General features: G+C 64.4%; 23 protein-coding genes and 2 tRNA genes. 7 read left to right on the top strand and 18 right to left on the bottom strand.

The features are described from left to right. Positions 1 to 3: 3 nt before the first annotated feature. The 9 genes from OHD58_RS13170 to OHD58_RS13130 form a co-directional block, all read right to left on the bottom strand. Positions 4 to 960, bottom strand: coding sequence for a lipid A biosynthesis lauroyl acyltransferase (locus tag OHD58_RS13170; RefSeq protein WP_263803812.1), 957 nt, complete (start codon positions 958 to 960; stop codon positions 4 to 6). Between the two features lie 60 nt (positions 961 to 1,020). Next, entirely contained in the window at positions 1,021 to 2,049 is a 1,029-nt protein-coding gene (locus tag OHD58_RS13165) for a zinc-binding dehydrogenase (RefSeq protein WP_263803811.1), read from the bottom strand. A gap of 34 nt (positions 2,050 to 2,083) precedes the next feature. Next, positions 2,084 to 3,355: a beta-ketoacyl-ACP synthase gene (locus OHD58_RS13160; protein ID WP_263803810.1), complete on the bottom strand. Its 1,272-nt coding sequence runs from the start codon at positions 3,353 to 3,355 to the stop codon at positions 2,084 to 2,086. Between the two features lie 19 nt (positions 3,356 to 3,374). Further along, positions 3,375 to 4,562, bottom strand: a complete 1,188-nt coding sequence (locus tag OHD58_RS13155; protein WP_263803809.1) for a beta-ketoacyl-ACP synthase — start codon at positions 4,560 to 4,562, stop codon at positions 3,375 to 3,377. A 33-nt stretch (positions 4,563 to 4,595) separates the two neighbouring features. Further along, entirely contained in the window at positions 4,596 to 4,880 is a 285-nt protein-coding gene (locus OHD58_RS13150; RefSeq protein WP_263803808.1) for an acyl carrier protein, read from the bottom strand. 174 nt (positions 4,881 to 5,054) lie between these two features. Next, a complete protein-coding gene (locus tag OHD58_RS13145) occupies positions 5,055 to 6,197 on the bottom strand; it encodes a slipin family protein (RefSeq protein ID WP_263803806.1) in 1,143 nt (380 codons plus the stop codon). 341 nt (positions 6,198 to 6,538) lie between these two features. After that, a tRNA-Ile gene (locus OHD58_RS13140) sits at positions 6,539 to 6,607 on the bottom strand. A 2-nt stretch (positions 6,608 to 6,609) separates the two neighbouring features. Next, positions 6,610 to 6,694, bottom strand: a tRNA-Arg gene (locus OHD58_RS13135). A 243-nt stretch (positions 6,695 to 6,937) separates the two neighbouring features. Further along, a complete protein-coding gene (locus OHD58_RS13130; protein WP_263803804.1) occupies positions 6,938 to 7,492 on the bottom strand; it encodes a histidine phosphatase family protein in 555 nt (184 codons plus the stop codon). Between the two features lie 233 nt (positions 7,493 to 7,725). Between OHD58_RS13130 and OHD58_RS13125 the strand changes: the two genes are divergently transcribed. Beyond that, on the top strand, positions 7,726 to 8,676 hold the full coding sequence (locus OHD58_RS13125) for an AEC family transporter (RefSeq protein WP_263803803.1): 951 nt from the start codon (positions 7,726 to 7,728) through the stop codon (positions 8,674 to 8,676). Here the strand turns inward: OHD58_RS13125 and OHD58_RS13120 are convergent. Next, positions 8,673 to 9,269 (bottom strand): class GN sortase, encoded by a 597-nt coding sequence (locus tag OHD58_RS13120; protein WP_263803802.1) that lies wholly within the window; start codon positions 9,267 to 9,269, stop codon positions 8,673 to 8,675. The genes OHD58_RS13125 and OHD58_RS13120 overlap by 4 nt on opposite strands. Then, positions 9,266 to 11,413, bottom strand: coding sequence for a marine proteobacterial sortase target protein (locus OHD58_RS13115; RefSeq protein ID WP_263803801.1), 2,148 nt, complete (start codon positions 11,411 to 11,413; stop codon positions 9,266 to 9,268). Before OHD58_RS13115 ends, OHD58_RS13120 begins: the two co-directional genes overlap by 4 nt. A 202-nt stretch (positions 11,414 to 11,615) precedes the next feature. Here OHD58_RS13115 and OHD58_RS13110 point away from each other — a divergent pair, with 202 nt between their 5' ends. From OHD58_RS13110 to OHD58_RS13100, 3 genes are all read left to right on the top strand, one after another. After that, positions 11,616 to 12,371 carry a helix-turn-helix domain-containing protein gene (locus OHD58_RS13110; protein WP_263803800.1) on the top strand — a complete coding sequence of 252 codons (756 nt, stop codon included), beginning with the start codon at positions 11,616 to 11,618 and terminating at the stop codon, positions 12,369 to 12,371. A gap of 240 nt (positions 12,372 to 12,611) precedes the next feature. Next, entirely contained in the window at positions 12,612 to 14,069 is a 1,458-nt protein-coding gene (locus OHD58_RS13105) for an NAD-dependent succinate-semialdehyde dehydrogenase (RefSeq protein ID WP_263803799.1), read from the top strand. Between the two features lie 8 nt (positions 14,070 to 14,077). Further along, positions 14,078 to 15,094, top strand: coding sequence for an aldose epimerase family protein (locus OHD58_RS13100; RefSeq protein ID WP_263803798.1), 1,017 nt, complete (start codon positions 14,078 to 14,080; stop codon positions 15,092 to 15,094). Between the two features lie 3 nt (positions 15,095 to 15,097). On the opposite strand, the gene OHD58_RS13095 is transcribed toward OHD58_RS13100, so the two are convergent. After that, complete coding sequence (locus tag OHD58_RS13095) at positions 15,098 to 16,018, bottom strand: sugar kinase (RefSeq protein ID WP_263803797.1); 921 nt, start codon at positions 16,016 to 16,018, stop codon at positions 15,098 to 15,100. A 187-nt stretch (positions 16,019 to 16,205) separates the two neighbouring features. Here OHD58_RS13095 and OHD58_RS13090 point away from each other — a divergent pair, with 187 nt between their 5' ends. Continuing rightward, positions 16,206 to 16,646 (top strand): FixH family protein, encoded by a 441-nt coding sequence (locus OHD58_RS13090; RefSeq protein ID WP_263803796.1) that lies wholly within the window; start codon positions 16,206 to 16,208, stop codon positions 16,644 to 16,646. An 8-nt stretch (positions 16,647 to 16,654) separates the two neighbouring features. Continuing rightward, positions 16,655 to 17,863: a cytochrome-c peroxidase gene (locus tag OHD58_RS13085; protein WP_263803795.1), complete on the top strand. Its 1,209-nt coding sequence runs from the start codon at positions 16,655 to 16,657 to the stop codon at positions 17,861 to 17,863. A 5-nt stretch (positions 17,864 to 17,868) separates the two neighbouring features. On the opposite strand, the gene OHD58_RS13080 is transcribed toward OHD58_RS13085, so the two are convergent. Then, positions 17,869 to 18,357 (bottom strand): RidA family protein, encoded by a 489-nt coding sequence (locus tag OHD58_RS13080; protein WP_263803794.1) that lies wholly within the window; start codon positions 18,355 to 18,357, stop codon positions 17,869 to 17,871. A 187-nt stretch (positions 18,358 to 18,544) separates the two neighbouring features. Between OHD58_RS13080 and OHD58_RS13075 the strand changes: the two genes are divergently transcribed. Next, on the top strand, positions 18,545 to 19,249 hold the full coding sequence (locus OHD58_RS13075; protein WP_263803793.1) for a TetR/AcrR family transcriptional regulator: 705 nt from the start codon (positions 18,545 to 18,547) through the stop codon (positions 19,247 to 19,249). A 61-nt stretch (positions 19,250 to 19,310) separates the two neighbouring features. Here OHD58_RS13075 and OHD58_RS13070 read toward each other — a convergent pair whose 3' ends face one another. The 5 genes from OHD58_RS13070 to OHD58_RS13050 all read right to left on the bottom strand — a co-directional run bounded on the left by OHD58_RS13070 (position 19,311) and on the right by OHD58_RS13050 (position 24,864). Then, complete coding sequence (locus OHD58_RS13070) at positions 19,311 to 20,159, bottom strand: hypothetical protein (RefSeq protein ID WP_412177210.1); 849 nt, start codon at positions 20,157 to 20,159, stop codon at positions 19,311 to 19,313. 10 nt (positions 20,160 to 20,169) lie between these two features. Continuing rightward, positions 20,170 to 21,627, bottom strand: coding sequence for a metal-dependent hydrolase family protein (locus OHD58_RS13065; RefSeq protein WP_263803792.1), 1,458 nt, complete (start codon positions 21,625 to 21,627; stop codon positions 20,170 to 20,172). Between the two features lie 97 nt (positions 21,628 to 21,724). Continuing rightward, on the bottom strand, positions 21,725 to 22,381 hold the full coding sequence (locus OHD58_RS13060) for a glutathione S-transferase family protein (RefSeq protein ID WP_263803791.1): 657 nt from the start codon (positions 22,379 to 22,381) through the stop codon (positions 21,725 to 21,727). Between the two features lie 204 nt (positions 22,382 to 22,585). Then, on the bottom strand, positions 22,586 to 23,635 hold the full coding sequence (locus tag OHD58_RS13055; RefSeq protein ID WP_263803790.1) for a class I SAM-dependent methyltransferase: 1,050 nt from the start codon (positions 23,633 to 23,635) through the stop codon (positions 22,586 to 22,588). A 170-nt stretch (positions 23,636 to 23,805) separates the two neighbouring features. Further along, positions 23,806 to 24,864: an alpha/beta fold hydrolase gene (locus OHD58_RS13050; protein ID WP_263803788.1), complete on the bottom strand. Its 1,059-nt coding sequence runs from the start codon at positions 24,862 to 24,864 to the stop codon at positions 23,806 to 23,808. Positions 24,865 to 24,907 lie beyond the last annotated feature (43 nt).

Here is a 24,907-nt window from a genome sequence, read left to right as displayed (position 1 = left end):
CGGCTAAGCGGCGCGTTTGGCGCGATTCGGCTTCGGCGGAGTGATGTTCCAGCGCTTGTGGAACCACATCCACTGCCCCGGATCTTCGCGCACCCATCCTTCAACAATATCGGTCAGAACCTGCGCGGTCGCGGCCACGTCGACCTGGCCGTCACCGGTGCGGGGCAATTCGAGTCTTTCCTGAAGAATCAACCGGAACCTGTTGCCAGGCAATCTAATGCAGCGGGCCGGGTAAACGTCGCAGTCATATTGCTTGGCGAGTTTCGGCACCAAGGGGCTCGTTTCGCATTCGCGACCGAAAAATTGCGTCCGGATGCCGTACTGGAACTTCTGGTCGACCAGCACGCCGATATTGCCGCCGGCCTCGAGGATGCGGGCCAGCGCGAAGGCTGCGCCGGCGCGCGAGGCCAGCAGCCCGCCCATCTTCGACTGCCGCGTCGAGAACACATATTCGGCGATGTAGGGATTGTTCGGCGGGCGAAACATCGCGGTGACGGCGAGCCCGAAGGCCGCGCCCGCCACCGGGAGCAGCTCGAAATTGCCGAGATGGCCAGTGAAGATAATGTGCGGCCGGTCTTTTTCGGCTGCCAGCTTGAGGAATGTTTCCTTGCCGGAAACCTCGATTCGGCCATCGGTGCGTACATCCGGCACGTAATCGAACAGTTGGTCGAGAAAGATGTATTCAGCACCGAGCCGGGCCATGTTGCCCCACATGTCGAGCGCGATCGCTTCGATCTCGGCCTCGGTCTTCTCGGGATAGGCTTTCCTGAGATTGTCGAGAGCGACCCGATGGCGACCGATCCACGGGCCGACTTTCCGGGCCGCGCGGTCGGCGAAGTTCAGAGCCTTGTCCGGCGGCAGCAGGCGCAGCACGGTCAGCACGGCCAGCGCCAGCTGGGCGACCAGCCAGTAATTCAGCTGTTTCAGGCCTTGCAGCAATTTCGCGATGATTGGCCGCATCAGTTCTTGCCAACCGTGATCGAGTCCGAAGACCGAGTCCCGCGCTTCGGGATCATGGCGTCAGTTCACCCGCAGGATGATCTTGCCGAAGACGTCGCGGCCTTCCATGCGTTTCAGCGCCGTGTCGATGTCGTCGAAACCCGTTTCGGTGTCGATCACCGGGCTGACGATGCCTGCCGCCATCTTCTGCATGGCGTCGGCCATGTTCTCCATGCGGCAGCCGAACGAGCCGAGGATCTTCAACTGCTGCTGGAAGAGCTGCATCAGGTTCATCTGAGTCGAGACGCCGGATGTCGAACCGCAGGTGACCAGGCGCCCGCCACGCTTCATGCAAAGCATGGAGCCGGCCCAGGTATCCGCGCCGACATGCTCGAATACGACGTCGACGCCCTTTTTTCTCGTCAGCTTGCGCACCACGCCCTCGAAGCGGTCCTCGCGGTAGTTGATGACATGGTCGGCGCCAAGCGCCTTGGCCTTCTCGATCTTGGCATCCGAACCGACCGTTGTGATGACGGTGCAGCCCATGCGCTTGGCAAGCTGGATCGCCGCCGAGCCGATGCCGGAACCGCCGGCATGCACGAGGATCGTCTCGCCGGGCTGCAATTTCGCATTGTCGAACAGCATGTGCTCGACAGTGCCGAAGGTGACCGGGGCGACAGCCGCCGCGATATCGCTGACACCGGGTGGGGCAGGGACCAGCAATCTTGCCGGGAGATTGATCTTCTCCTGGGCAAAACCGTCCAGATGGAAGCCGTGCACGCCCGAAACATGTTCGCAGAGATTGTCGCGACCTTCGCGGCAGGGACGGCACAGCCCGCAGGTGCGGGCGCCGTAGATGGAAACCAGTTGGCCGGGCAGCAGGTTAGAGACGCCCGGGCCGACGGCATCGACCTCGCCGGAGGCCTCGGCGCCGATGACCAGCGGCATCTTGCGCTTGGCGAAGGCCATGCCGCGCCAGCCCCAGACATCGATGTGGTTCAGCGCCACCGCCTTGATGCGCAGCGTGACTTCGCCGCGTTCGGGTGCCGACGGCGGCGCGAGATCGACGATCTCGAGCTTGCGGTCCTCGACGAGTTGCAATGCACGCATTGTTTTTCCTGAAATGGCGATCGGAACCGGTCGCTTAGACCGGTTCCCGCGCCATGACAAGGCAGGTGTTCTGGCCGCCGAAACCGAACGAATTGGAAAGCACGGTGCGCACCTTGGCCTCGCGCTTGACGTTGGGCACCACGTCGAGCTCGATCGCCGGATCGGGGTTGTCGTAGTTGATGGTCGGGGGGATGACGCCTTCGCGCATGGTCAGCAGCGAGAAGGCCGCCTCGATGGCACCCGCCGCCGAGAGCGTGTGGCCGATCATAGATTTGTTCGACGATACCGGGATCGAACGGATGCGCTCGCCGAACACCGTCGACAGCGACAGATGCTCCATCTTGTCGTTTTCCGGCGTCGAAGTGCCGTGCGCGTTGACATAGTCGATCTCGTCGTCGCGGAGGCCGGCGTCGGCCAGCGCCGCCTTCACGGCGGCGATGGCCGGCGAACCGTCCGGCTTCGAGCGGGTGCGGTGGAAATCGTCCGCGCGCTCGCCGCAGCCGCGCATGATGCCGAGTATCGTGGCGCCGCGCGCCTCGGCGCTTTCGAGCGATTCCAGCACCAGTGCCGCCGAACCTTCGGCAAGCACGAAACCGTCGCGGTCCTTCGAGAACGGCTTGGAGGCCCGTTCCGGGTTGTCGTTGCTGGTCGATAGCGCCGACAGCAGCGAGAAACGGATCAGCGCCTCGGCGGTCGCCGAGCCGTCTGCGCCGATGGCGATGGCGCGATCGGTCTCACCGCGCTGGATCGCCTCGACGCCAAGCTGGATCGCGGTGGCGCCCGAGGCGCAGGCCGTCGACAGCGTCACCGGCAGGCCCTGCGTGCCGAAGCGATCGGCGAGCCGGTCGGCGATCGAGCCGAATTGCGTGGATTCGAAGATCTCATGCGTCTGCAAATTGCGGCCGACGGTGAGCAGGCGCTGGTAACCCTCGGGTTCGCTGACCGAATTGTAGAGCGCAAAACGGTCGTGCCAGTCCATCTCGACCGGCGGCGAGGCGAGAAACAGCGGACCGGCGAAATGGCCGTTGGTGAAACCGGCTTCGTCGAGCGCCTCGCGGGCCGACGTTTCCGCCAGTTCGTAGGTGAGGGCGGTCGCGCCCTTGTCGCTCGAGCCGAGAAAATCGACGGTACCAGCGATGCGGGTGTTCATGTGATCGACAGGAAAGCGCGTGATCGGATGAATGCCGGAGCGCCCCGAGGTTAGGGCCGCCCAATTGTCTTTCTTGCCGATGCCGAGCGAAGTGACGACGCCGATGCCGGTGACGGCCACGACCGGCCTGCCGAGATGGTCTTTGGTTCTTGCCATGACCTTTTCCTTTGCGCGCTTACGCTCGGCTGATGAGCGCCGCGCCTTCGAAGCGATGGTAGCCGATCGCGGTGGCGAGTGCAGCCTCGGGCGCGCCGTCGAAGGCCGGCTCGTTGGCGCCGTCGAAGGCCGGATAGCCGGCGCGGTTCTTCACGGCGAGCGCCGCCAGCGCGATGGCGAACGGGAACTGTGCCTCTTTCAAATGGCCGGTAACCGTCGAGACGCCGCGCACGGCAATTTCCCCGGCCGCGGCGAGCGCCGCCTTTTCGGCAGCGGTCGCCGCATGGGCACCCGAAGCGCCGGAGAGCGCCAGCAGTCGGCCGGCCGGAATGCCCGTCGCCCTGACGAGGTCGGTCACCGCGGTCGACAACCCGTCGCCGGAACGCTGGTGGCGCCCCGAAGCGACTGGACCCAGCGCCGCGTATACATCGCGCCCGCGCTTTTGCGCATGTTCGCGCGATTCCAGCACGAGGAATGCCGCACCCGAGCCGGTGACGACACCGCCACCTTCGGAGCGCTTGCGCTCCCACACGGATTTCCAGGCGCCGCGATGCAGATAGCCGGCGAGTTCATAGGCCAGCAGCATGTCGGAGTGCTCTGTCTGGAAGGCACCCCCCACCAGCGCATGGGTCGAGCGGCCCGAGCGGATGCGTGCGGCGGCCGTCTCGACCGCCGAGATGCCGGCGCCTTCTTCGCCCATGAAGGTGCGCGAGGATCCCGTTACCTTGTGGACGATGGAGATGTTGCCGGCCAGCAGGTTGGAAAGCTGCGCCAGGAAAAGCGTCGGGCGAAGCTCGGTGGTGAGCTTTTCGTTGAGCAGGACGTCACGGTCGTTGCGGGTGGCCGAGGCATCGAGAATGCCCTGATCCACCGCCTCGTCGCGTTCGCCGCCGCCGGCGGCGACGATCATGTCCATGGTGGAGCAGAGCGCTTCGTCGCCCTTCACCCCGGCATCGTCGAGCGCGAGGCCCGCCGTATAGGTGCCGAGCCGCTGCCAGTTTTCCATCTGGCGCTGGTCGCCGCGCTTGGCGATCTGCAGGCTCCAGTCGATTTCGGGCAGCGGATGCACGGTGTAGGGCGCGTAGCGCGCTTCGTCGACAACCGGCTTGACGCCCGGCACCGACAGTTTTTGCCAGTGCGCGTCGGCGCCTTCGCCAAGCGATGAGACGAGGCCGATGCCGGTGATGACGACGTCGCGGGCGCTCATGGTTGTCCGTGGTTGTTCGGCTGGAAACGCCGGTCAGACGGCGTTCTTGGCGGCGACGAGGGCGTCGATCTTGGCGCAGAGGTTCTTCATGACGAAGTACTCTTCCGTCGAGACCTTGCCATCATTGACTTCCTGGGTCCACTTTTCGAGCGGCACCTTGATGCCGAATTCCTTGTCGATGGCGAACACGATGTCGAGGAAATCGAGGCTGTCGATACCGAGGTCATCGATCGTATGGCTCTCCGGCGTGATCGAATCGATATCGATCTCGCTGGTATCGGCAATGATTTTCGCAACTTTTTCAAATGTGGTGGACACAGGCAATTCCCTCGATAGGGTCGGATTCAAGGATGAAGTTTGTCGGGCTCTCTAATCGGTTTTGCCTTGCAGGAAAAGGGCGAAATGCTCCCGCCTGCCGGCCAGCGGCGCTAAACAGATAGAAACGAAGGGCCGTCCGTGCAAACGGACGGCCCTTCTTGTTGCTTTGGATGCTCACTGGTCGCGGAGCTTCACCAGGTCGTTCAAGAGCCCGCCGGTGCCGTTGTGGACCGTCAGACGCTCGACCTTGCCGGCGATGGTTTCCAGCGCCTCGAGCTCCTTCAGGCGCAGCATCACCGGGTTCTCGGCCATCACCTTCGCCGTGTTGAGCAGGGAACGCGTTGCGTTCGTCTCCTCGCGGCGGCGGATGACGTTGGCCTCGGCCTGCTTTTCGGCCGCGACCACCTGGTTGAGGATCTCGCGCATCTCGCCCGGCAGGATAACATCCTTGAGGGCGATATCGGAAACCTCGACGCCGATCTCGGCCATGTCGGCGCGCACCTTGCCTGCCGCCTCTTCGTCGACCGTCACCTTCTTTTCAAGGATCTGATCAAGCGTCAGGGCGCCAAGCGTCTTGCGGAAGGCGAACTGCAGCGCACGGTAGAGGGCTTCGGAGAAGTCCTTCACCGTCGCCACCGCCTTCAGCGGGTCGACGACGCGGTAGTCGGCGGCGATGTTGACGCGGATCGTCACGCGATCCTTGGTCAGCATCTCCTGTCCGGCCACGTCGAGCGACTGGCGCTTCAGGTCGACGAGCTTCACGAGCACTGAACGGCCGGTGTTCCAGAAGCCGTGCGCGCCCGGCGCCAGCGTTTCGACATACACGCCATCCACGAACAGCAGGCCGGCATAGCCTTCCGCAACGTAGGACGTCGTCACGACGTTCGCCTTGCTGGCCAGCACGAGCCGGCGCAGCAGGGCTGCATCAACGGTCAGTCCTTCCGAGATGTCGACCACGGTCGACGTCCACGGACCAGCATCCGTCCACACCGAAAGCTTGCGGTCCGGACCCAGAACCGTGTGGATCTGTGCGTCCCGCTCGACCACGGCTACTTCAGTGCGGCTGGTGCGGAACACCGTCAAATGACGCGCCGCCACGTCCGGGAGCTTGTCGAACAACGCCTTCTCGAACGCCGAAACGAATTCCGGGCTCTTCAGATCGTGCCGGAAGATGTCGAGGCGGTTGCGGCGGTTGGGCAAAGCATGTTCGCCCGGGCCGAGAATGCCCAGCATCTCGCCCTTGTAGAGGGCGATCGCACGTTCGTTTTCCTTTACGAGGACGCGCTGGCGTCCAAGAACCTTGTCGAGAATGGTCATCATGTTCTTCACTCCTGTCGGGCATGGCTAAGTCATGCGTCGATCGTCCTTTCGTTCTGTTTCGCGTCCCGGGCATGAAAGATCCGGGGACCGGTGGCATCCTTCCGAGGCGGGCCAGCGGGAGCGGGCCGCGAGGCATGCGGGCGGGCGCTGGAGCGACGCTCCGTTGCCGGCGGGCATGCGTCTTGGCCATCACCGCGGGCCTGGCCGCAGAGGGACGGCATCAGGCCATCGGTCGAATTCCTTGCCCGCAGGCTTGGAGCCCGTCGTCAGGCCTTCCGCATTCCAGTCCCCGGACCGTCGTTCAGATGGACACCTTAAAAGGGTGCTGGCTTTTCAGGCCAATGGAGAAGGATTCGAACCTTCGACAGTCAGATTATAAGTCTGATGCTCTACCCAACTGAGCTATCCGTGGTGGGCTCGAACAGCAGGATTCGAACCTGCGACCTCCGGATACGCAATCCGGCGCTCTTCCAGACTGAGCTACATCCGCGCCCTATCCGACCTCCGAAGCGGCGCCGTACACAGGGCCGGCAATGCCGCCTGCGCGGGCGGAGACGAAAGCTCCAACCGTTGTGCTCGCTCCGGCTTTCGTGACCGGGAGCGCGCCTATAGCCCCTGCGGCGGGTTGTCGCAAGCGGCATTGTCGTGGCGGAAGTGCGGCTTCTTGTGGTGGTTGCATTTAGGCAACATTCGCGCAGCCCGCAAAACAACGCCCATCGGCTGGCACCGAAGGGCTTTCAGTTGAAGATGATGCGGCCGAGTACACGCAGTTTCTCGCCGTCGAGGCCGACGATCACCGCCTCGCCTTCACGGGCACCGGCGCCGGTCAGCGCCATGATGTTTTCGAGATGGGTGACGAGCACCAGATTGCCGTCGCCGGTGTAGTCGCCGACTTCCTTGATGACGGCGGCGTTCTGCGCCGCGGCTTTCTCCGGGTCCTTCGAGAGCAGGTCGAGCGGCTCGAACTTTTCGGCGTCGTTGTCCCGGAAGGCGATGTCGGCGGTGTCGACAGCCCGACAATAACGACTCGACAGGACGCGCTCGATGGGGGCGGCGCGCGTCGCAAACAGTGCGCCGATCTTGCGCGCCTGCTGCTTGCCGCGCTCCGACAGCTTCTGCTGGCTGGCACATTTCTCGATGTCGAAGCCCGCCGAATCGGCGCTGCCGGTGACCGTGGCGTGCCGCAACAGCACGACGTGGCCGCCGTCGCGCAGCAACGCCCAGCCGGCTTCCGTGGCGTGGGCCGGTGTCAGCAGAAGAAGCGCGAACAGGGTCGCGGCCAGTCGAAGCATCCAAATTCCTCCCGGTCCCGATATAGGGAAGGGAAAGCGGGATGAAAAACAACCCGCCTGCGCTCAGGACATCAAAGCGCGCCACCGGGCCGACAATTTCATACAGGTCGTATGTTCCCGGGGAGTTTTGAAGGCCCTCAAACATGCAGTTTGCATGTTTTGACATTTTGTCCGATCGACAATGCTTCGAAAACCGGTTTCCGGTTTCGGAAGGCATGCGCTAAGAGCGGCGCATGTCTCCGCTCTTCGAAACAGTGCTTTTCGTCTTCGGCCTCGTTGCGCTCGGCTACCTGGCTGGCCTGACCGGTTATCTGCGTACCGAAACGGGCGACGCGCTCTCGGCCTTCGCGGTCGGCGTGGCGCTGCCGCTGCTGCTCTTCCGCACCATGGTCAGCGCCGATTTTCACGGCGCCGCGCCCTGGGCGCTGTGGACGACCTATTTCACCGCGGTGATCGTTGCCTGGACCGCCGGGCATCTGGCCATCACCCGCATCTTCGGGCGCGACGGGCAGGCCGGTGTCGTCGGCGGCGTCGCCACGGCGTTTTCCAACCTGGTGCTGCTCGGCACCCCATTCATGCTCGGCGTTTTCGGGCAGCAGGGTTTCGAGATACTCTCCCTTATCATCGCCGTGCATCTGCCGACGATGATGATGGCCTCCATCATCCTGTTCGAGATTTTCGGGCGCGAGAAGAATGGCGGGCTGCATCCGGCCGCGATGATTCGCGATTTCCTGCGCAAGATCGGCACCAACCCGCTGATCCTCGGCATTGTTGCCGGGCTGCTGTGGAGCATGACCGGCATTCCGCTGCCTGTGCTGGCTGCCCGCTTCGTCGACGCGCTGGCCGATATCGCAGCACCGCTCGCGCTGTTCGCGATGGGGCTTGGATTGAGGAAATTCGGGATTTCCGGAAATGTCCGCCCGGCAGTCGTGCTGTCGTTCCTGAAACTGTTCCTGATGCCAGCGGTGGCGCTCGGCATGGCCTGGCTGCTTGGCCTGCCGCCGCTTCCGGCAAAGGTGGCGGTGGCGGCGGCTGCGCTACCGTCGGGCGTCAACTCCTATCTGATCGCCATGCAGTTCGGCACCGGCCAGGCATTGGCATCGAACCAGATGACGATCGCCACAGCGTGCGCGGTGGTGTCCACCGCGTTCTGGCTGGCGGTGGCGCAGGCAGTGTTCGGTTAGCGTGCTTCCGCAATTTTTGCTCCTTCTTTCAAGGTGGCGTGGACGACGTAGCGCAGGGGGCCGCGCGTCTTGCCGTCGAGCGGCCAGCAGGTGACGAGTGCGAGCTGCGCGCCGCGCGCGTCGGTGCTGATGCCTGAATTGTCCCAGCGCACGATCTCGCTGCCGGTCGTCTGGTAGATGAACGTCCGGCCGTCGGCGCGGGTCACCTCGATCGCGTCGCCGACCTTCACCGCGCCGAGGAAGGCGAAGTGGGTATCGCGATGGGCGGCATAGACGGTGGTGCCGGGTTCGCCGGGCTCGGCGGAGCGGTCGAGATGTCCCGGGCCGAAGGCCAGAGCCTGGCCGCTCGACCCGGCGAGCGCAATCGCCGATCTGCCGAGGCTCGGTACTTCTATCTTTGCCACGGGCCAGGTGTCGGCCCAATCCCACGGCTTCACCGGCCTGCCGGTGGCGACGCTTTCTGCAAAGGCGTCCTCGAGCAGATATTGCGCCAGCACCGCCTTGGCCTGGATCCATGCGCCTTGCGCGAAGATGGTAAGCCCGAGCGCGGCGATTGCCGCCGCGCCCAGGTTCAACAATCGACGTCTGGTCATGCCACCCTCGTGCGGCGTGACCAGAATTGCAGGAGAAGCGCCAGCGCCATGATCAGCGCGCCGGCGATCATCAGCAGTTGCGAAGGCGTCGCCGTCTGCGGCAGGTCGATCTGCTGCTGCGCATCCGGCGACTGCGCTGCGGGCGCATTCCTGGTCGAGGCGATCAGCGTTGGGTCGAGCATCGCCTCGCGCTCCAGCACGGGTTTCTGCTCGCCGAACACCTTGTCGTAGTCCCAGCCGGCGGGCAGGTTGAGCGGCACGTCGGTGCGGGTCAGCTTCTCGCCGGGCTTGCGCGACGGCGTCTTGTCGACCGCGACCAGGCTGGTCACCCGGCTGACCAGATGATGCTCTAGCGCCAGCGCCAGGATGCGGCGGTCGGCGTCGCTCGGGCTGATCTGGCCAAGACTTTGCGCCACTTCCGCATCGTCGATGTTGCGGCGCGCCCACAGTTTCGAGATGCCGGAGCCGGGGACGGCGGTGTCGAGCGCGATATTCTGCCTCCACGGTCTGCCGGAGACCATTCCAGAGACGGCGATATCGCCTTTCAGCTCCTTCGCCCGGACCAGCAGCGTCAGCGGCTCACCCTTGTACAGATCGGGCAAGGTGGAAGGCGTCACTTCGATCGCGGCATCGCTCGCCGCTGCCTTCAGCTCGGTGACCACCGGGTTTTCGAGCTTGGCGAACAGCTCGCGCATGCGCTGCTCGACCTGGCCGCCTTCGCCGATCTGGGTGAAGCTGCCGCGACCGAGTTCGGCCATGCGGTTCATCAGGAAGGAATTCGGCGCCGAGCCGATGCCGACCATGAACACGCGGGAGCGGCCGCGCATGGTGCCGAGGAGGTCGAACATCTGCTGTTCGTTGCCGATGGCGCCGTCGGTGAGGAACACCACCTGGCGAAGCAGCGAGCCATCCCCGGCATTGCTGTCGCGGAGCGCAGCCCGCAGCGGCTCCACCATCTCGGTGCCGCCCGACGCTTCAAGCGCGTTGACGAAGCTCCTGGCGTAATTGATGTTTTCCGGACTCGCCTCGACCGCTTGGGCGAACACCGTCTCCATGGTGTCGTCGAAACGGATGACGTTGAACTTGTCGCCCGGCTCCAGCCGGTCCAGCGCATAGACGAGGCTCGCCTTGGCCTGGCCCATTGAAGGGCCGCCCATCGAGCCGGAATTGTCGATGACGAAGATCGCCTCGCGCGGCAGGCGCTTCTGTTCAGCCTGCGGTTCCGGCGGGGTGATCTGCAGCAGTGCATAATCGTTGCCAGCCACCTTTTCGTTGAACAGGCTGACCGCCGGTTCCTTGCCTGACTTGGCGACCCAGGTCAGTTCGAAATCGCGGTCGGCAAATTCCGGGTTCTTCAGAGAGATCTTCCTGGCGGATGCGTCGCCCGTCGCGTTCACATCGTGATACGAGCTTTTCACCTCGCCGAGGTCGAAGCCGGGCTTGAGGTCGATCGCCAGGGTGATCGGGTTGACCGGCGCGTTGGAGCGCGGGTCGAGCACCGGCGGCTCAATGCGCTGGCGATCCGGCACCGGGTCGGAAACGGTGTACATCTCGACCGAGTCGGCCGACACGGCAGCGACGAGTTCGGGCGCTGGATTGTAGCGCGGGGCGACCACCATCGGCACGCGCAGGCTGAAGACGCCGCCCGACTGGCGCACCGGCTGCTGGTATTCGATCTGGATGACGATCGTTTCGCCGGGGCCGATGTTGGCGACCTGGTTGGTGAAGAGGTTCGGCCGCTCCTGTTCCAGCAGGGCGGTCTTTTCGCCGTTGGCCTTGGCCTGTTCGTAGATGCGCTTGGCTTCCTGCCTTTCCTTGACGTCGCCGACGATGACGCGGTCGCCGATCACCATCTTCAGCGTGTCGACGGCGGCGTTTTCGGGCAGCGGGAAGACATAGACGCCTTCGACCCAACCCTTCGCCGGGTTGCGGAATTGCTGCGTCACCCGCGTCCGGGCGATCTGTCCGGTGACGGAAATGTCGAAGTCGGACGCCACGCGCGGCGCCTCGACGAATTGTCCGGGCTCGTTGCTTTTGAACAGCAGCGCCCCGGTGCCCATGTCGTTGGGTTTTACAAAGGTCGCGGCCATCGCCGCGATGGCCGTCGCAAGCACGGCAAAGAAGGTTATCAGCAATCGTTTCATGTCAGGCTCCCACTCCGCACCCGTGCAAATCTGCGCAAATCATTGTGTGCGGCTGAGGACCGATCTGTGGTCCGATTGCGTTCGAATTCGAGCGGGAAGTCCGGTCTTCTTCGGCCTTGTCTTGCCGGTTTCCGCCGTGCCGCATTGCTGCCGGAAACAAGATGTGGAAATGTGTGGAAATGTACGCACACAACATCTCCCGATGACCGAGCAGACGCTTTCCGCCGCCGAGAACGATACGGTTGCCGGCATCGTGCGCGAGGCGCTGGCGAGGCAGCGCATCACCAGGCAGTTCCTCGCCGACCAGGCGAAGATCAGCCTGTCGACGCTGGAGAAGGCGCTGTCCGGCCAGCGGCCGTTCACGCTGGCCAGCATCGTGCGGCTGGAAACGGCGCTCGGCGTCGCGTTGCGGCCGCAAAGCCAGGCGAGGGCCGCCGACCGCCTTAACGGCGTGGCGCCGGAAGAACTCGGTTCCTATGCGCGTCCGGCGGTGTCGTGGATCGAAGGCGGCTACCTGACGCTCAGGCCATCATTCTCCAGCCCCGGCGCCATCTATGCCTATGTGACCGAGATCGGCTGGAACGACGACCATTCGCATCTCGTCTTCACCGAATCGGAACGCATCGACGCCGCCTTCACCCAGCAGGGCCATGTCTCGATCCCGCACCAGTCTGGTTTCATCTACCTGGTCACCAACAAATTCGGCCAGTACCGGCTGATCGTGGTGTCCAAGCCGACCATTTCGGGCGAGATGTTCGGCCTTTTGACCACGCTGCAGTCGGGCAGGGGCACCAACCTCTTTCCTGTGTCGACGCCGATCGTGCTGGCGCCGCTGAAGCGGCTTGCCGGCAAGGCAAGCTTCGGCCGCATCGAGAAGGGCCACGAATGCCACGCGCATTACAGCGGCCTCGTGCACCGCGCCATCGACGAGAATTTCGCGACGCTGATACCGCGATAGTTCTAGATTTAATGGATATTCTGGATATGCGGCGGAGCGCTTCGTCCATCGTTGCTGACTTGGGCTGCGCTGGAGGGGCAGACTGCTCCATCACAATCCCATGATCGCGGTTGCTTGGACCTCGTTTCGTAAGGTAAGAGCTTGCGCGTGGCGCGCGGGAGGCTCTCCGGCCTGTGAGCGCGTTAACCGAGGATCCGAACCATCCGCGCCCGTCACGGGCGCCGCCCAGGGAGGCAGAAAATGCTCCAGAAAACCAGCCACTTCATGAAACAGGCCAACCTCATCAATGGTGAGTGGATGCAGGCCGATAGCGGCGCCACCATCGACGTCACCAACCCGGCCACCGGGCTCAAGATCGGCACCGTGCCGAAATCCGGCGCTGCCGAGACCCGCCGCGCCATCGAGGCGGCGGACAAGGCATTTTTGACCTGGCGGAAAACCTCCGCGCTCGATCGCTCGAAATTGCTGCGCAAGCTGCACGACGCGATCATGGACAACCAGGATGTGCTGGCCGAACTCCTGACCACCGAGCAGGGCAAGTCGCTGTTCGAGGCGCGCGGCGAGGTGGGCATGTCGGCCGCGTACATCCTGTGGTTCGCCGAGGAAGGCCGCCGCACCTATGGCGACGTGGTGCCGTCGCCGTGGGCCGATCGCCGCATCATGGTGACCAAGGAGCCGGTCGGCGTCATCGCGGCGATCACGCCGTGGAATTTCCCCTCGTCGATGCTGGCACGCAAGCTCGGCCCCGCACTCGCCGCGGGCTGCACGTCTGTGGTCAAGCCGGCGACGCAGACGCCGTATTCGGCGCTCGCCTGGGGCGTGCTGGCAGAGGAGGTCGGTATCCCCAAGGGCGTCATCAACATCGTGACGGGTGCGGCCGGCGAGATCGGCGACGAGATCTGCGCCAACCCGCTGGTCAAGAAGATCACCTTCACCGGCTCGACGCCGGTCGGCAAGATGCTGATCGAGAAGTCGGCTTCCACCGTCAAGAAGGTATCGATGGAACTCGGCGGCAACGCCCCCTTCATCGTTTTCGACGACGCCGATCTCGATAGGGCGGTCGAGGGCGCCATGATGGCGAAGTTCCGCAACTCGGGCCAGACCTGCGTGTGCACCAACCGGTTCTTCGTGCAGGCCGGCATCCACGACAAGTTTGTCGAGCGGCTTGCCGAGGCCACCAGGAAGCTGAAGGTAGGCTCCGGCCTCGAGGACGGCACCCAGCAGGGACCGCTGATCGACGAGAAGGCGGCGCAGAAGACGGAAGAATTCGTGGCCGACGCCAAGGCCAAGGGCGCCACCGTCGTCACCGGCGGCAAGCGCCATGCACTCGGCGGTTCCTTCTTCGAGCCGACCGTCATTTCCGGCGCCAAACCCGACATGATGTTCATGAAGGAAGAGATTTTCGGCCCCGTCGCTCCGGTGTTCAAGTTCGAGAGCGAGGAAGAGGTGGTGCGGCTTGCCAACGACACCGAGTTCGGCCTTGCTTGCTATTTCTACACCGGCGACCTCGGCCGCGCCTTCCGGGTCATGGAAGGTCTGAAATACGGCATGGTCGGCGTCAACGAAGGCCTGATCACCACGCCGGAAGCGCCGTTCGGCGGCGTCAAGGAATCCGGCCTCGGCAAGGAAGGCGGCCACCAAGGCATCGAGGACTATCTCGACACCAAATATGTCTGCATCGGCGGCCTCGGTCTCTAGACGCCGGCATGCGCACGGACGGCGAGCTCTTCGGCACAACTGAGGAAGGCGAAGCCGTCCAGCGCTTCGCCATCAGCGGCGGCGGCCTCGGGGCGAACATCATGACCTGGGGCGCCGTGCTGCAGGATCTCAGGCTCGCCGGCCACGAGGCGCCGCTGGTGCTGGGCTTCGAGCGGTTTGACGACTATCCGGCGCATTCACCCTATTTCGGCGCCGCCGCCGGCCGCTACGCCAACCGCATCCATGACGGCAAATTCACCATCGCCGGCCAGCGCTTCCAGGCGAACACCAACTTTCTCGGCAGGCACACGCTGCACGGCGGCGCACACGGCTTCGGCACCCGGGTCTGGGACGTGGCGCTGCATGGACGCGATTATGTGACGTTTTCGCTGCATTCGGCCGACGGCGACATGGGCTTTCCCGGCGCCATCGACGTCACCTGCACCTACCGGCTGAAAATCCCCGGCACGCTGTCGGTCGAATTCACCGCCACGACCGATGAGCCGACGCTTTGCAACCTGGCGCATCACTCCTATTTCAATCTCGACGACGGCGGCAGCGGCGACATCCTCGATCACCGGATGATGCTCAACGCGGGCGCCTACCTGCCGGTCGACGATGAGCTGATCCCGACCGGGGTCGTGCAGCCGGTCGACGGCACGGCGTTCGATTTCCGGCAGGCGCGGCCCATCCGCACCGAGGGCGAACAACTGCCCTACGACCACAATTTCTGCCTGGCGGCGGCGCGGGGGCCGCTGCACCAGGCGGCATGGGTGCAAGGCGCTGCCTCGGGCGTCGAAATGGAAGTCTGGACGACTGAGTCCGGCGTGCAGTTCTATGCCGGGCAGAATGTGGCGCGCGATGCTGCAGGGCACGGCGGGCGCCGCTACAAGGCGCATGCCGGCTTCTGTCTCGAGCCGCAGGTGTGGCCGGATTCGCCCAACCGCCCGTATTTCCCGCAGGCGGTACTCTGGCCCGGCGAGATCTATCGGCAGACGACCGAATACCGGTTCAAGCTGCCCTGACGTTCAGCGATCGAATGCCAGCCTGAGCAAGTCGAACGGGGCGAGGGCACCGCGCACCCGGACAACGGCGCCGGCAACCCTGTGGGCGCGCTTTACCGCTTCGACCGGTGGAATGCCGAGCAATCGCGCCGACAGGTAAGCGCCGTTGAACGAATCGCCGGCGCCGGTGGTGTCGAGCGGGTCCGAGACATGCGTCGCCGGCACGGTTTCCAGTTTCTCGTAATGCGAGATGAGCGCCGGCTGGTCGCCGTTCTTGACGACGATTTCGGCGACGCCTGCGTGTTCCAGCCGCTTGGCGGTCGCTTCCGGCGAGGCGTCGCCATAAAGCATCTCCTCGTCGGGGAAGGTCGGAAGCGCGATGTCGGTGACTTCGAGTGCCTCGGCGACCGCGTCGCGCGCCGCGCCGGCGTCCGGCCACAGGCGCGGCCGGTAGTTCGGATCGAAGGCGACGTGGCAGCCTTTTGCCCGCTCGGCGGCAATGGCGGCGAGCAAGGTCCGGCGCGCCTCTTTCGAGAGGATTGCCAAAGTGATTCCGGAAAAGTAGACAAGTGCCCGGTTTTCAAGGCTTTTTGCCAGTTTAGTTGGGTCGCTTGCGAGTTGCCGGGCGGCGGCTTCCGAACGCCAGTAGGTGAAGGAGCGCTCGGCTCCGGTCAGCGTGATCGCATAAAGGCCGGGTTTCGCGCCGTCGATGATGGGGCTCTGCGCAATGCCGATATGGTGTTCGCGAAAGAAAGCGATCTGCGCTTGCGAGAACGGATCGTCGCCGAACGCCGAAACGTAATCGACGTGATGGCCGGGCGACAGCGCGCGCATGGCCCACAGCGTGTTGAAGGTGTCGCCGGCATAGCCCATGCGCCAGTTCGCGCCGCTCTGGCCGGAAAGCTCCAGCATGCATTCGCCGATTGCCGCGATTCCTTCAGCCATCTGCCGCTCCTCCTCTTTCCGTCTTGCTCCTATACTGCGCTGCGTGCGTATGGCAATGCGCCCGGGAAGCCGAAGGCTCCCGCAAGCGTTGTGCTGAAAAGGACGCTGACCTTTCACTAATGGAATGGATCAGGCAGAGAGAAGCGAGATCGTTCGGCAGAACGAACGAAACCGGGCAGGCGAAAAGATGAAACTGAGACGTATCCACTGGATCCTGATCGCAATTGCAATCGCAGCGGTCGCGATCGGCGCCGCCGTCTTCCACTTGATGATGACACCGCCGGACGATCTCGACCTGGCGCGCTCGAAGCCGACCGAGCAGCGAGCCTATGTCGCCTCCATCGCACCCGAAACGGAACCGCTGCAGCAAGGCGAATTGCATGCTTGGGTGCTGACGGTGACGACACCGGACAACAAGCCCGTCGAAGGCGCGACCATCGCTGTCGACGGAGGCATGCCGCAGCACGGACATGGATTGCCGACCAGCCCGCAGATGACGTCCTACCTGGGCGAGGGGCGCTATCGCATCGAAGGCGTGAAGTTCAACATGGGGGGCTGGTGGGAGCTGAAATTTGCGATCTCGGCGCCACCCGGCGACGACCGCGTCACCTTCAACCTGAAACTCTAGAAACGCCGATGCGCCGGGCTTCGCGATTTGTGCTCGGTGCGTTGGCGGTCTCGACGCTTGCGACCGCCGGTTGCCAGCCGGTATCGTTCAGCGATGCCGAGAAGGAGGTCATCGCCTCGCTGGCGCTGACGGCGCTGCCGCCTTTGCCGGACGACCCGACCAACAGGGTTGCCGACGATCCCGCCGCCGCAGCGCTCGGCGCCACGCTCTTCTTCGATGCGCGCATGAGCAGCAATGGCACGGTGTCGTGCTCGTCCTGCCATCTGATCGACCGGCAGTTCCAGGACGACCTGCCGCTGGCCAAAGGCATTGGCACCACCAACCGGCGCACCATGCCGCTCGCGGGCGTCGCCTGGAGCCCGTGGTTGTTCTGGGACGGCCGCCGCGACAGTCTGTGGGCGCAGGCGCTGGTGCCGATGGAGAACCCGGTCGAGCACGGCGGCAACCGCGCGGCCTTCGCACACTTCATCGCGGCCAATTTCCACGACCGTTACGAGCGCATCTTCGGGCCGCTGCCCGATCTGTCCGGCGTTCCGGAAAATGCCGGCCCGCTCGGCAGCGAGGCTGAAAAGGCTGCATGGAATGCGATGACTGACGCCCAGCGCGAGGCCGTCGACCGGGTGTTTTCCAACATCGGCAAGATGATCGCGGCGTTCGAACGCTCGATCGTGCCCGAGGAAACACGCTTCGACCGCTTCGCCGCGGCATTGGCCGCAGGCAAGCAGCCGGAAGGCGACGCCGCGTTCTCCAGCGAGGAAATGCTCGGGCTGAAACTGTTCATCGGCAAGGCCAACTGCATCAATTGCCACAATGGCGCGCGCTTCACCGACAATCATTTCCACAACACCGGGGTGCCGGTCGTCGCGGGACTGCCGGAGGATCTGGGCCGAGAGACGGCGGTGAAGGACGTTGCCGCCGATCCGTTCAACTGCCTTGGGAAATTCAGCGATGCTGGTCCCGGCGACTGCGGCGAACTGCGGTTCATGGTGACGGCGGGCGAGGCGCTGACCCGCGCCTACAAGGCGCCGTCGCTGCGCGGTGCCGCTGGTCGCCCGCCCTACATGCATGCCGGGCAGATCGAGACGCTCGAAGCCGTGCTCGACCATTATGCGACCGCGCCGATTGCTCCCAGCGGCGCATCCGAAGTGCATCCGATGACGCTGTCGGAACGCGAACGCGAGGCGCTGATCGCGTTCCTGAAGACGCTGGGGGAGTAGTCCCGCTAGTCAAGCACGACCACGGCCTCCACCTCGAAGAGCATGGGGTCGATTGCAAGCTTGGGAACGGGAACCAACGTCTGCGCCGGCAGCGCCTCGCCGAACATTTCCTTGACGTTCTGGGTCAACACCCCAAGCTTGGACATATCGTGGTCGACCACGAAGACCGTGAGCTTGGCGACCTGGTCCGGTTTCGCGCCGATCCCCTCGAGCGCGGTGCGCAGGTTCGCATAGGCCTGTTTCACCTGGACAGCGAAGTCGGGCGACAGACCGCCCGTGCTGTCCTGACCGCCTTGTCCGGAAACATAGGCCACCCGGGCTCCACGAGGCGTGATCACCGCCGTGCTGTAGCCATTCGGTGACGGGTCGTAGAGTTTTTGCGGGTTGACGATGGTCAGCTTGAGATCCTCCCCGTTCGCTGTCGTCGCAGTGGGAACTGCCATGGTCATGATGATTAGCCCTCCGATGAGCAGATGCTTGATTGCGCGTGACATGATTTTCTCTCGACTCCGCGGGCGAGCAACGTCCCACGGCCGGTGTGATTGAACCTTAACCTCTATCGCAGTACGACTCGTACTGCGTACTATCCATCGTATGGTACGCCGTACGAGTCAATCACTCGGGATCGACATTCCTGACGTTGCCGGACAAAGTCGTCGTTCTGAACAGTGAGGAAGACGGATGGCAGCCAAACGCACCGGCGCCCGGAGCAAGCAGCCTCGACGGCAAAGCGAAACGCTCCAGCCCGAGCAGGAGCCGCGCGGTGAACCGCCTCTCTCCCGGGAACGCATCATCGCGACCGCGGTGGAGTTGCTGGATGCTCAGGGCGTCGACGGATTGACGATGCGTCGGCTGGCCGACCGCCTCGGCTCGGGCGTGATGAGCCTGTACTGGCACGTCGATAACAAGGAGGACGTCTTCGATCTGGCGCTCGACTCGGTGCTCGAATATCGCGGGCCGCCGCAAACGGGTGAGTCTCGAGACTGGCGCGCAGAAGTCGTTCACATGCTCGACGACTGGCGCGGTGGCATGCTGCGCCATCCCTGGTCGGCATCGCTGTTGCCGCGCCGGGCGCTCGGTCCGAACATCCTCGGTCGCCTGGAACTGCTGAGCAAGACCCTGGCGAAAGCCGGAGTGGCGGACGCGGATCTGAATGTCGCGATATGGTCGCTCTGGAACTATGTGATGGGCGCCACCATCACCCGGGCGAGCTTCGACCTCTCCGACGACGACAGGGCCGCCGCGCAGCAGCGTCTTGAGCGTCTCGGCGAAAGCTACCCGACTATCGAACGCTCCCGCCTGCTGCTGGATGACGATTGGGAGGGCACCTTCCGGAAAGGCCTCGGCTTGCTGCTCGATGGCCTCTCTTCACGATATGATCCATGACGACGCAGCTACCTGCCGTCAGATCGCTTCGTCACGTTTGCCCGCAACTTTGTCCCGTCGATCAGAACCGGTAGGTCATGCCCAGGACCGGACCGCTCAGGCGGGCGTCGAAGACATAACCGTCACGATCATAATCGACATCGAGCACCTTGTAGCCCAGCGAGGCGGAGAGACGATCGGTGAAGATGTAATTGATGGTTGCCTGGGCCGACCATGTGAACTCCGAGCCGGCGCCGAAACCGCCAATGTCCGCCTGTGCCTGAAGCGAAAGCTTTTCCGTCAAGTTGAGGAACGCGCGCGCACCGATCACCGGGTCCACCCAGCCGAAGCTTTCGCCGTGGCTGGCAAAACGGGTGCCGATGGCGGGGTGGCTCGCGGTGACCGTCACATCGTTGGAGATATACCAGAAACGCGCGCCCGCCAGCGCATCGAGCGTGAACTGCGGCGTCTCGAGGATGCGATAGCCGCCCTGGAAGGTGGCGGTGAACTGTTCCGTGTCGACCCTTGCGTCGACATTGGAGCCAGGCGGTATCGGGACGCCCAGGCCCGGAATCTGCAACGCCGGCAGCGGCCCGGTGCCATGGCTGTCCGTCGTGTTGATATACATAACGTCGCCCGAGAAGACGAACCGGTCATAGCGTCCCCATATGTTGACGAAGCCGCCGAAATTGAGATCTTCCATGACGTCTGAAAACGATTTTTCGATATGTATTGTCGGCGCGCGCTGGAACGGCGATATGTTTCCATCGAGACCTGCCGCCCACATGTAGGGCGTGACTTGCAATGTCCAGTCCGGACGTTCGACCGCGACCGGCGTCGCTTCGTCCGGTTGGACAGTTGCGGGGTCGGCGGCAAATGCGGCGTGAGCGCCACACAGGCTCAGGACAACGGCAATGGCATATCTGTTCAAAGGAGCCCCCTCAAGCTGAAAGCGTGTTCTTGTGGATGCGCCCGTCCTTCATGATGAATTTCATCGTCCGGTCCGGATCGGCGATCAGGGAAATGTCATCGAGCGGGTTGCCGTCGATGACGAGAATGTCGGCATAGGCCCCGGCTTCGATGCGGCCGAGCTTGCCGGGATAGGGGTTGCGCGGCCCGGAAAGACCCGCAAGCTCGGCATTGCCGCTGGTGAGGAGGCGAAGCAGTTCGGCATTGTCGTACCAGCGGGCGAACTTGGCGAGTTGCCTGCCCTGCGTTGCTGTGCCTTTCGGACTGAACAGGATGTCGGTGCCGAGGGCCATCTTGACCTTGTGCTTGCGTCCCAGTTCGACCGCCCGGGCCGTGCCTTCGGCGATCTGCTCCTGGGCGGCACGCTGCTCGGCGGCGGCATAAGTGTTCGCGTCCTCGTCGGCCAGGAAGGGCTGGATGCTCCACCAGGCACCGGCATCGGCCATGCGCTTCACGGTCTCCTCGTCGGCAAGCTGTCCATGCTCGATTGATTTCACGCCGCTGGTGAGCGCCCGCTGAACGGCGGCGGAGGTATAGGCGTGGATACACACATATGTACCCCAGTCAGTGGCCGCGGACACCGCCGCCTTCATCTCGGCTTCAGAATATTGCAGCGCGTCGATCGGATCGTAGGCCGAAGCGACGCCGCCGCCGCCCATGATCTTGATCTGGCTGGCACCCAGCATAAGCTGTTCGCGTACCCGGCGCAGAACCTCGGCCTCGCCGTCGGCAATGGCGGCGATACCCGCCTCCTCGGTGATGCTGAGGTCGCTTTGCGGACCGCGCGGCAGGTCCGTGCGCATGCGGAAATCGCCGTGGCCGGAGGTCTGCGAGACCATGGCACCGGACGGATAGATGCGCGGGCCGGGGACGAGGCCCTCGTCGATGGCGCGCTTGAGCGCGAAGGCCGGCCCGCCGACGTCGCGCACCGTGGTGAAGCCGCGCAGCACCGTGCGCTCGGCCTCTTCGGCGGCGACGAGATGGACATAGGGCACGTCGGCCGTCATCGCCGCCGCCATCGATATCCCGGCGAGGATCGAATGCCAGTGCGCGTCGATCATCCCGGGCATCAGCGTCCGCCCGCCGCAATCGATGATGTCCGCATCGGCGACGGTGTCCCCGGACGCGACCAGCGCCTTGATGAGCTTGCCCTCGACCAGTACGCTCCGGCCTTCGACAAGCGTGCCGTCGATCCCGTCGAAGATGTTCACATTCCTGAGCAGAACCGGCTTCGCCGGAATTTGCGCGAAGGCGGGGCTGACCATGCCGAGAGCAGGAGCGGCAAGGCTTGCCGCCACCCCCTTCAGAACGGCGCGGCGGGACAGCCCCTTGTCGATGCGTGCGAAGAGCTGCCTGGTTTGCGCGCCATGGCAGGCGCAGGTCCAGCCGTGCACAAGGTGACCATATTTCCGGCCAAGTCGAAACGGCAAGACACGTCCCTCCACGTACTTGGCAATTTTCTAAGTTGGCCGGATGAAAGGGTCAACCAACTCATTGACCCGATTTGGATTTTTTCCGACAGCTCTTTTAACGGCGCATCGGTGACTTGCCGGTGAAAACCGCCCGTTGAGCGTCGAAAGCGCGCCTGTAGGCGGGCCGCGCTTCGCCGCGGGCGATGTAGGCCAGCAGGTTCGGGTGCTCTTCCAGCAGGCCTGTCCCTTCCGCTCGGCGCAGCACCATCACCATCATGAGGTCGCCGGCGCTGAACGCACCATCGAGCCAGTCGGCATCGCCGAGCCGGCTGGAAAGTTCGGTCAGCCGGACGCGGACGCGATCCTCGATCATGGGCAGGCGCTCGTCGTACCAGGGCTTGTCGTGCTCCGCGTAGGGCACCTGTTCGAGCTCCACGATCGGCGGCTCCACCGTGTTGAGCGCGGCGAACATCCAGGTGATCGCGCGCGCCCGCGCATTTGCATCGTCCGGCAGCAGGCCTCCATGGTGCTGTGCGATATGGAATATGATCGCCCCCGACTCGAACAGGACCAGATCGCCCTCCTCATATGTGGGGATCTGCCCGAAGGGATGAAGCGCACGATGCGCAGGCTCCTTCATCTCCTTGAACGAAACAAGACGAACGTCGTAAGGCTGGCCGACTTCCTCGAACGCCCAGCGCACGCGCATGTCGCGCGCCAGTCCCTGGCCGCCATCGGGGGAGCTTTCAAAGGCGGTGATGGTGGGGGTCAATGGCGGGCTCCTGGCGTTTGCAGGAGGCCATCGCCCGTCGCGGCGTCGATTGAGATCGGTTTCCTCATCTCGTCGTCCCTTCTTCGATTGTCGCAAGCAAAGGACGAATGCCGGGCCGGAGTTCCGACATCAAGTGAGAAAGTTTGCCAAGGGCAGCGCGCGCCCACGCCCTTCATGATCGAGCGCGGGCGCAGCCGCCTGCCGTCAGGTCGCTTCGAGCACCATGTTGAGCGGGGTCTGGGCCGCCCGTCGGACACGGGTGAAGCCGCCCGAGCGGATCACCTCGCTCAGCCGCTTCTCTCCCGCCTGGGCGCCGAGCGCGAGACCCGTCTCCTGCGCCAGCGAGGTGGGAACGCAGATCATCGTCGAGGCCGAGTAGTAGAGCCGTCCGACCGGGTTGATATTGTCTTCCAGCGTGTCGCCCGCCATGGGCTCGACCACCATCCAGGTGCCGCCCTTTTTCAGCGCCTTGCGGATATGCGCCGCGGCGGTTTCGGGATCGCCCATGTCATGCAGGCAGTCGAAGCAGGTGATCAGATCGAAATCGCGCCCTGCGAAGTCCTGCGCCCGCCCGACTTCAAAGTGCAGGTTCGCAATGCCGTGCGCACGGGCGTGCGCGGTCGCGGCGGCGATCGAAGCCGGATGGAAATCGTAGCCGGTAAATCGGGAGTTGGGGAACGCCTGTGCCATCAGGACCGTCGACAGCCCGTGTCCACACCCCACGTCGGCCACTTTCGCGCCGGACTTCAACTTGTCGATGACGCCGTCGAGCGCCGGCAGCCACTCCTGCACGAGGGCGTTCACGTAACCCGGCCGGAACAGCCGCGCCACGGCGCAGAACATGCAGCCGGCCTGATCGCCCCAGGCGACGCCGCGTCCGGTCTTGAAGGCCGACTGCACTTTTGGCTGGTTCTCAACCATGGCGGCGGCGGTGTCGAACGCGCCGATCAGATTGACCGGGCTGTCGGGCTCCGCGAACACGAACGCCTGCTCGGGTGTCAGCGAGAACCGCCCGTTCTCGTAGTGCACGTAGCCAGAGGCCGCCTGCGCTGACAGCCACTCGCGCACGTAGCGGGCCGCGCATCCCGCGGCCCTCGCCAGTTCATCGGCGTTCGACGGCCCGATCTCCTTGAGGGTCTTGTACAGGCCGAGGCTATCCCCGATCCGCACCAGCGGCACGCTGACCGCGCCGCCAAGATCGCCAAGGATACGGCCAACGAGATCGTTGAGCGTTGCTTCGTTTGGTTGTGTCATGTCGAGTTCCTCCTTGCCTCAGGCGGCGTCCTGCCACTCCCGGTGGTCCAGGGTGAGACCTGTCGTGGCCGCGTGCATGAGGCGGCCGTCCCGGGCGGCCAGGAAAATCCACGCAAGGCGGGGACAGATGTCCCGGATCCCTGGCCTGCGGTGAGGGCAAACGCGCCCGCTTATCCGGAAAGCGACATGACGATCGCCTGCGAGCGGTTGTGGACGCCGAGTTTGCCGAAGATCACCGACAGCTGGTTGCGGACGGTCTTCTCGCGCTTGCCGAGGCGCTCGGCGATCGAGCGGTTGTCGAGCCCTTCCGCGACGAGGTTCAGAAGCGCTGCCTCGGCGGGCGTAAGACCGGCCTCGCGGATCGCGCGCGGCTGCCTCGGCCGATCCTGCCCGAGGAAGGCGGCGAGTTCGGTCTGGAACACGCCCCAGGCCGGTTCGTCCGGCAAGAGCACATGGTTCTTGCTGTCGAGCGGCACGAAACGCGCGCCCGGGATCGCGGCTGCGAGCTTGCAGCCTTCGTCAAACGGGACGCGCATGTCGCCGCGGCAATGCGCGATCAGCGTCGGGACGCGGATCTGCGCGGCAAGGTCAAGCACGTCGATCCCCTGCATCTGCCAGAGCAGTTGCGCGGCAACGTCGGCGGTTGCGGTCACGCGCTCGAGATCGCCCCACCAGCGATGCTGTTCTGGCGTTCCGTCAGGTATGAAGAGATTGGTGAAGAACTGGCAGAACGCGGGACTGTCGCGCCCCCAGCCGATGCGAATGAAATTGACCAGAGTCTCGGCCTCCAGCCGCTCGGCATCCGTCTGCGCCCGAACTCGCCCACCTCGACCGTAGGCATTCAGGAGCACCAGATGCGATACGCGCTCGGGATGCCTCAGCGCATATGCGACGGCGAGCGCGCCGCCTTGCGAAAGACCGAGGAGGACGAAGCGCGGCTCCTCGATCGACGCGGCCACGGCCTCCAGGTCGGTGTGCCACGCCTCAAGCGACAGGTCAGCGACATGCCGGTCCGACAGGCCGCAGCCGCGCGGATCGTAACGCACGAACCGGTTGCGGGCCGAAAGCGCCTGAAGCCACGGCCGCCACACCGGGCTTTCGAGATCGTAGTCGACATGGCTCAGCCAGTGCGCCGCCCGCAGGATCACCGGTCCTTCCCCGCACGACGCGACGGCGATGCGGGTGCCGTCGGCTGAGGCGCAGAACCGGATGCTCTGGCTGAGTTTCATCGCCCAAGGATATCGCAGCGGACAATCGCGCAACAGGCCCGAT

The sequence above is a fragment of the Mesorhizobium sp. ZC-5 genome, assembly GCF_025753855.1.
Classification (GTDB): domain Bacteria; phylum Pseudomonadota; class Alphaproteobacteria; order Rhizobiales; family Rhizobiaceae; genus Neomesorhizobium.
The sequence above is the reverse complement of the archived record's forward strand: the minus strand, read 5'-3'. Positions and strand labels throughout refer to the sequence as shown.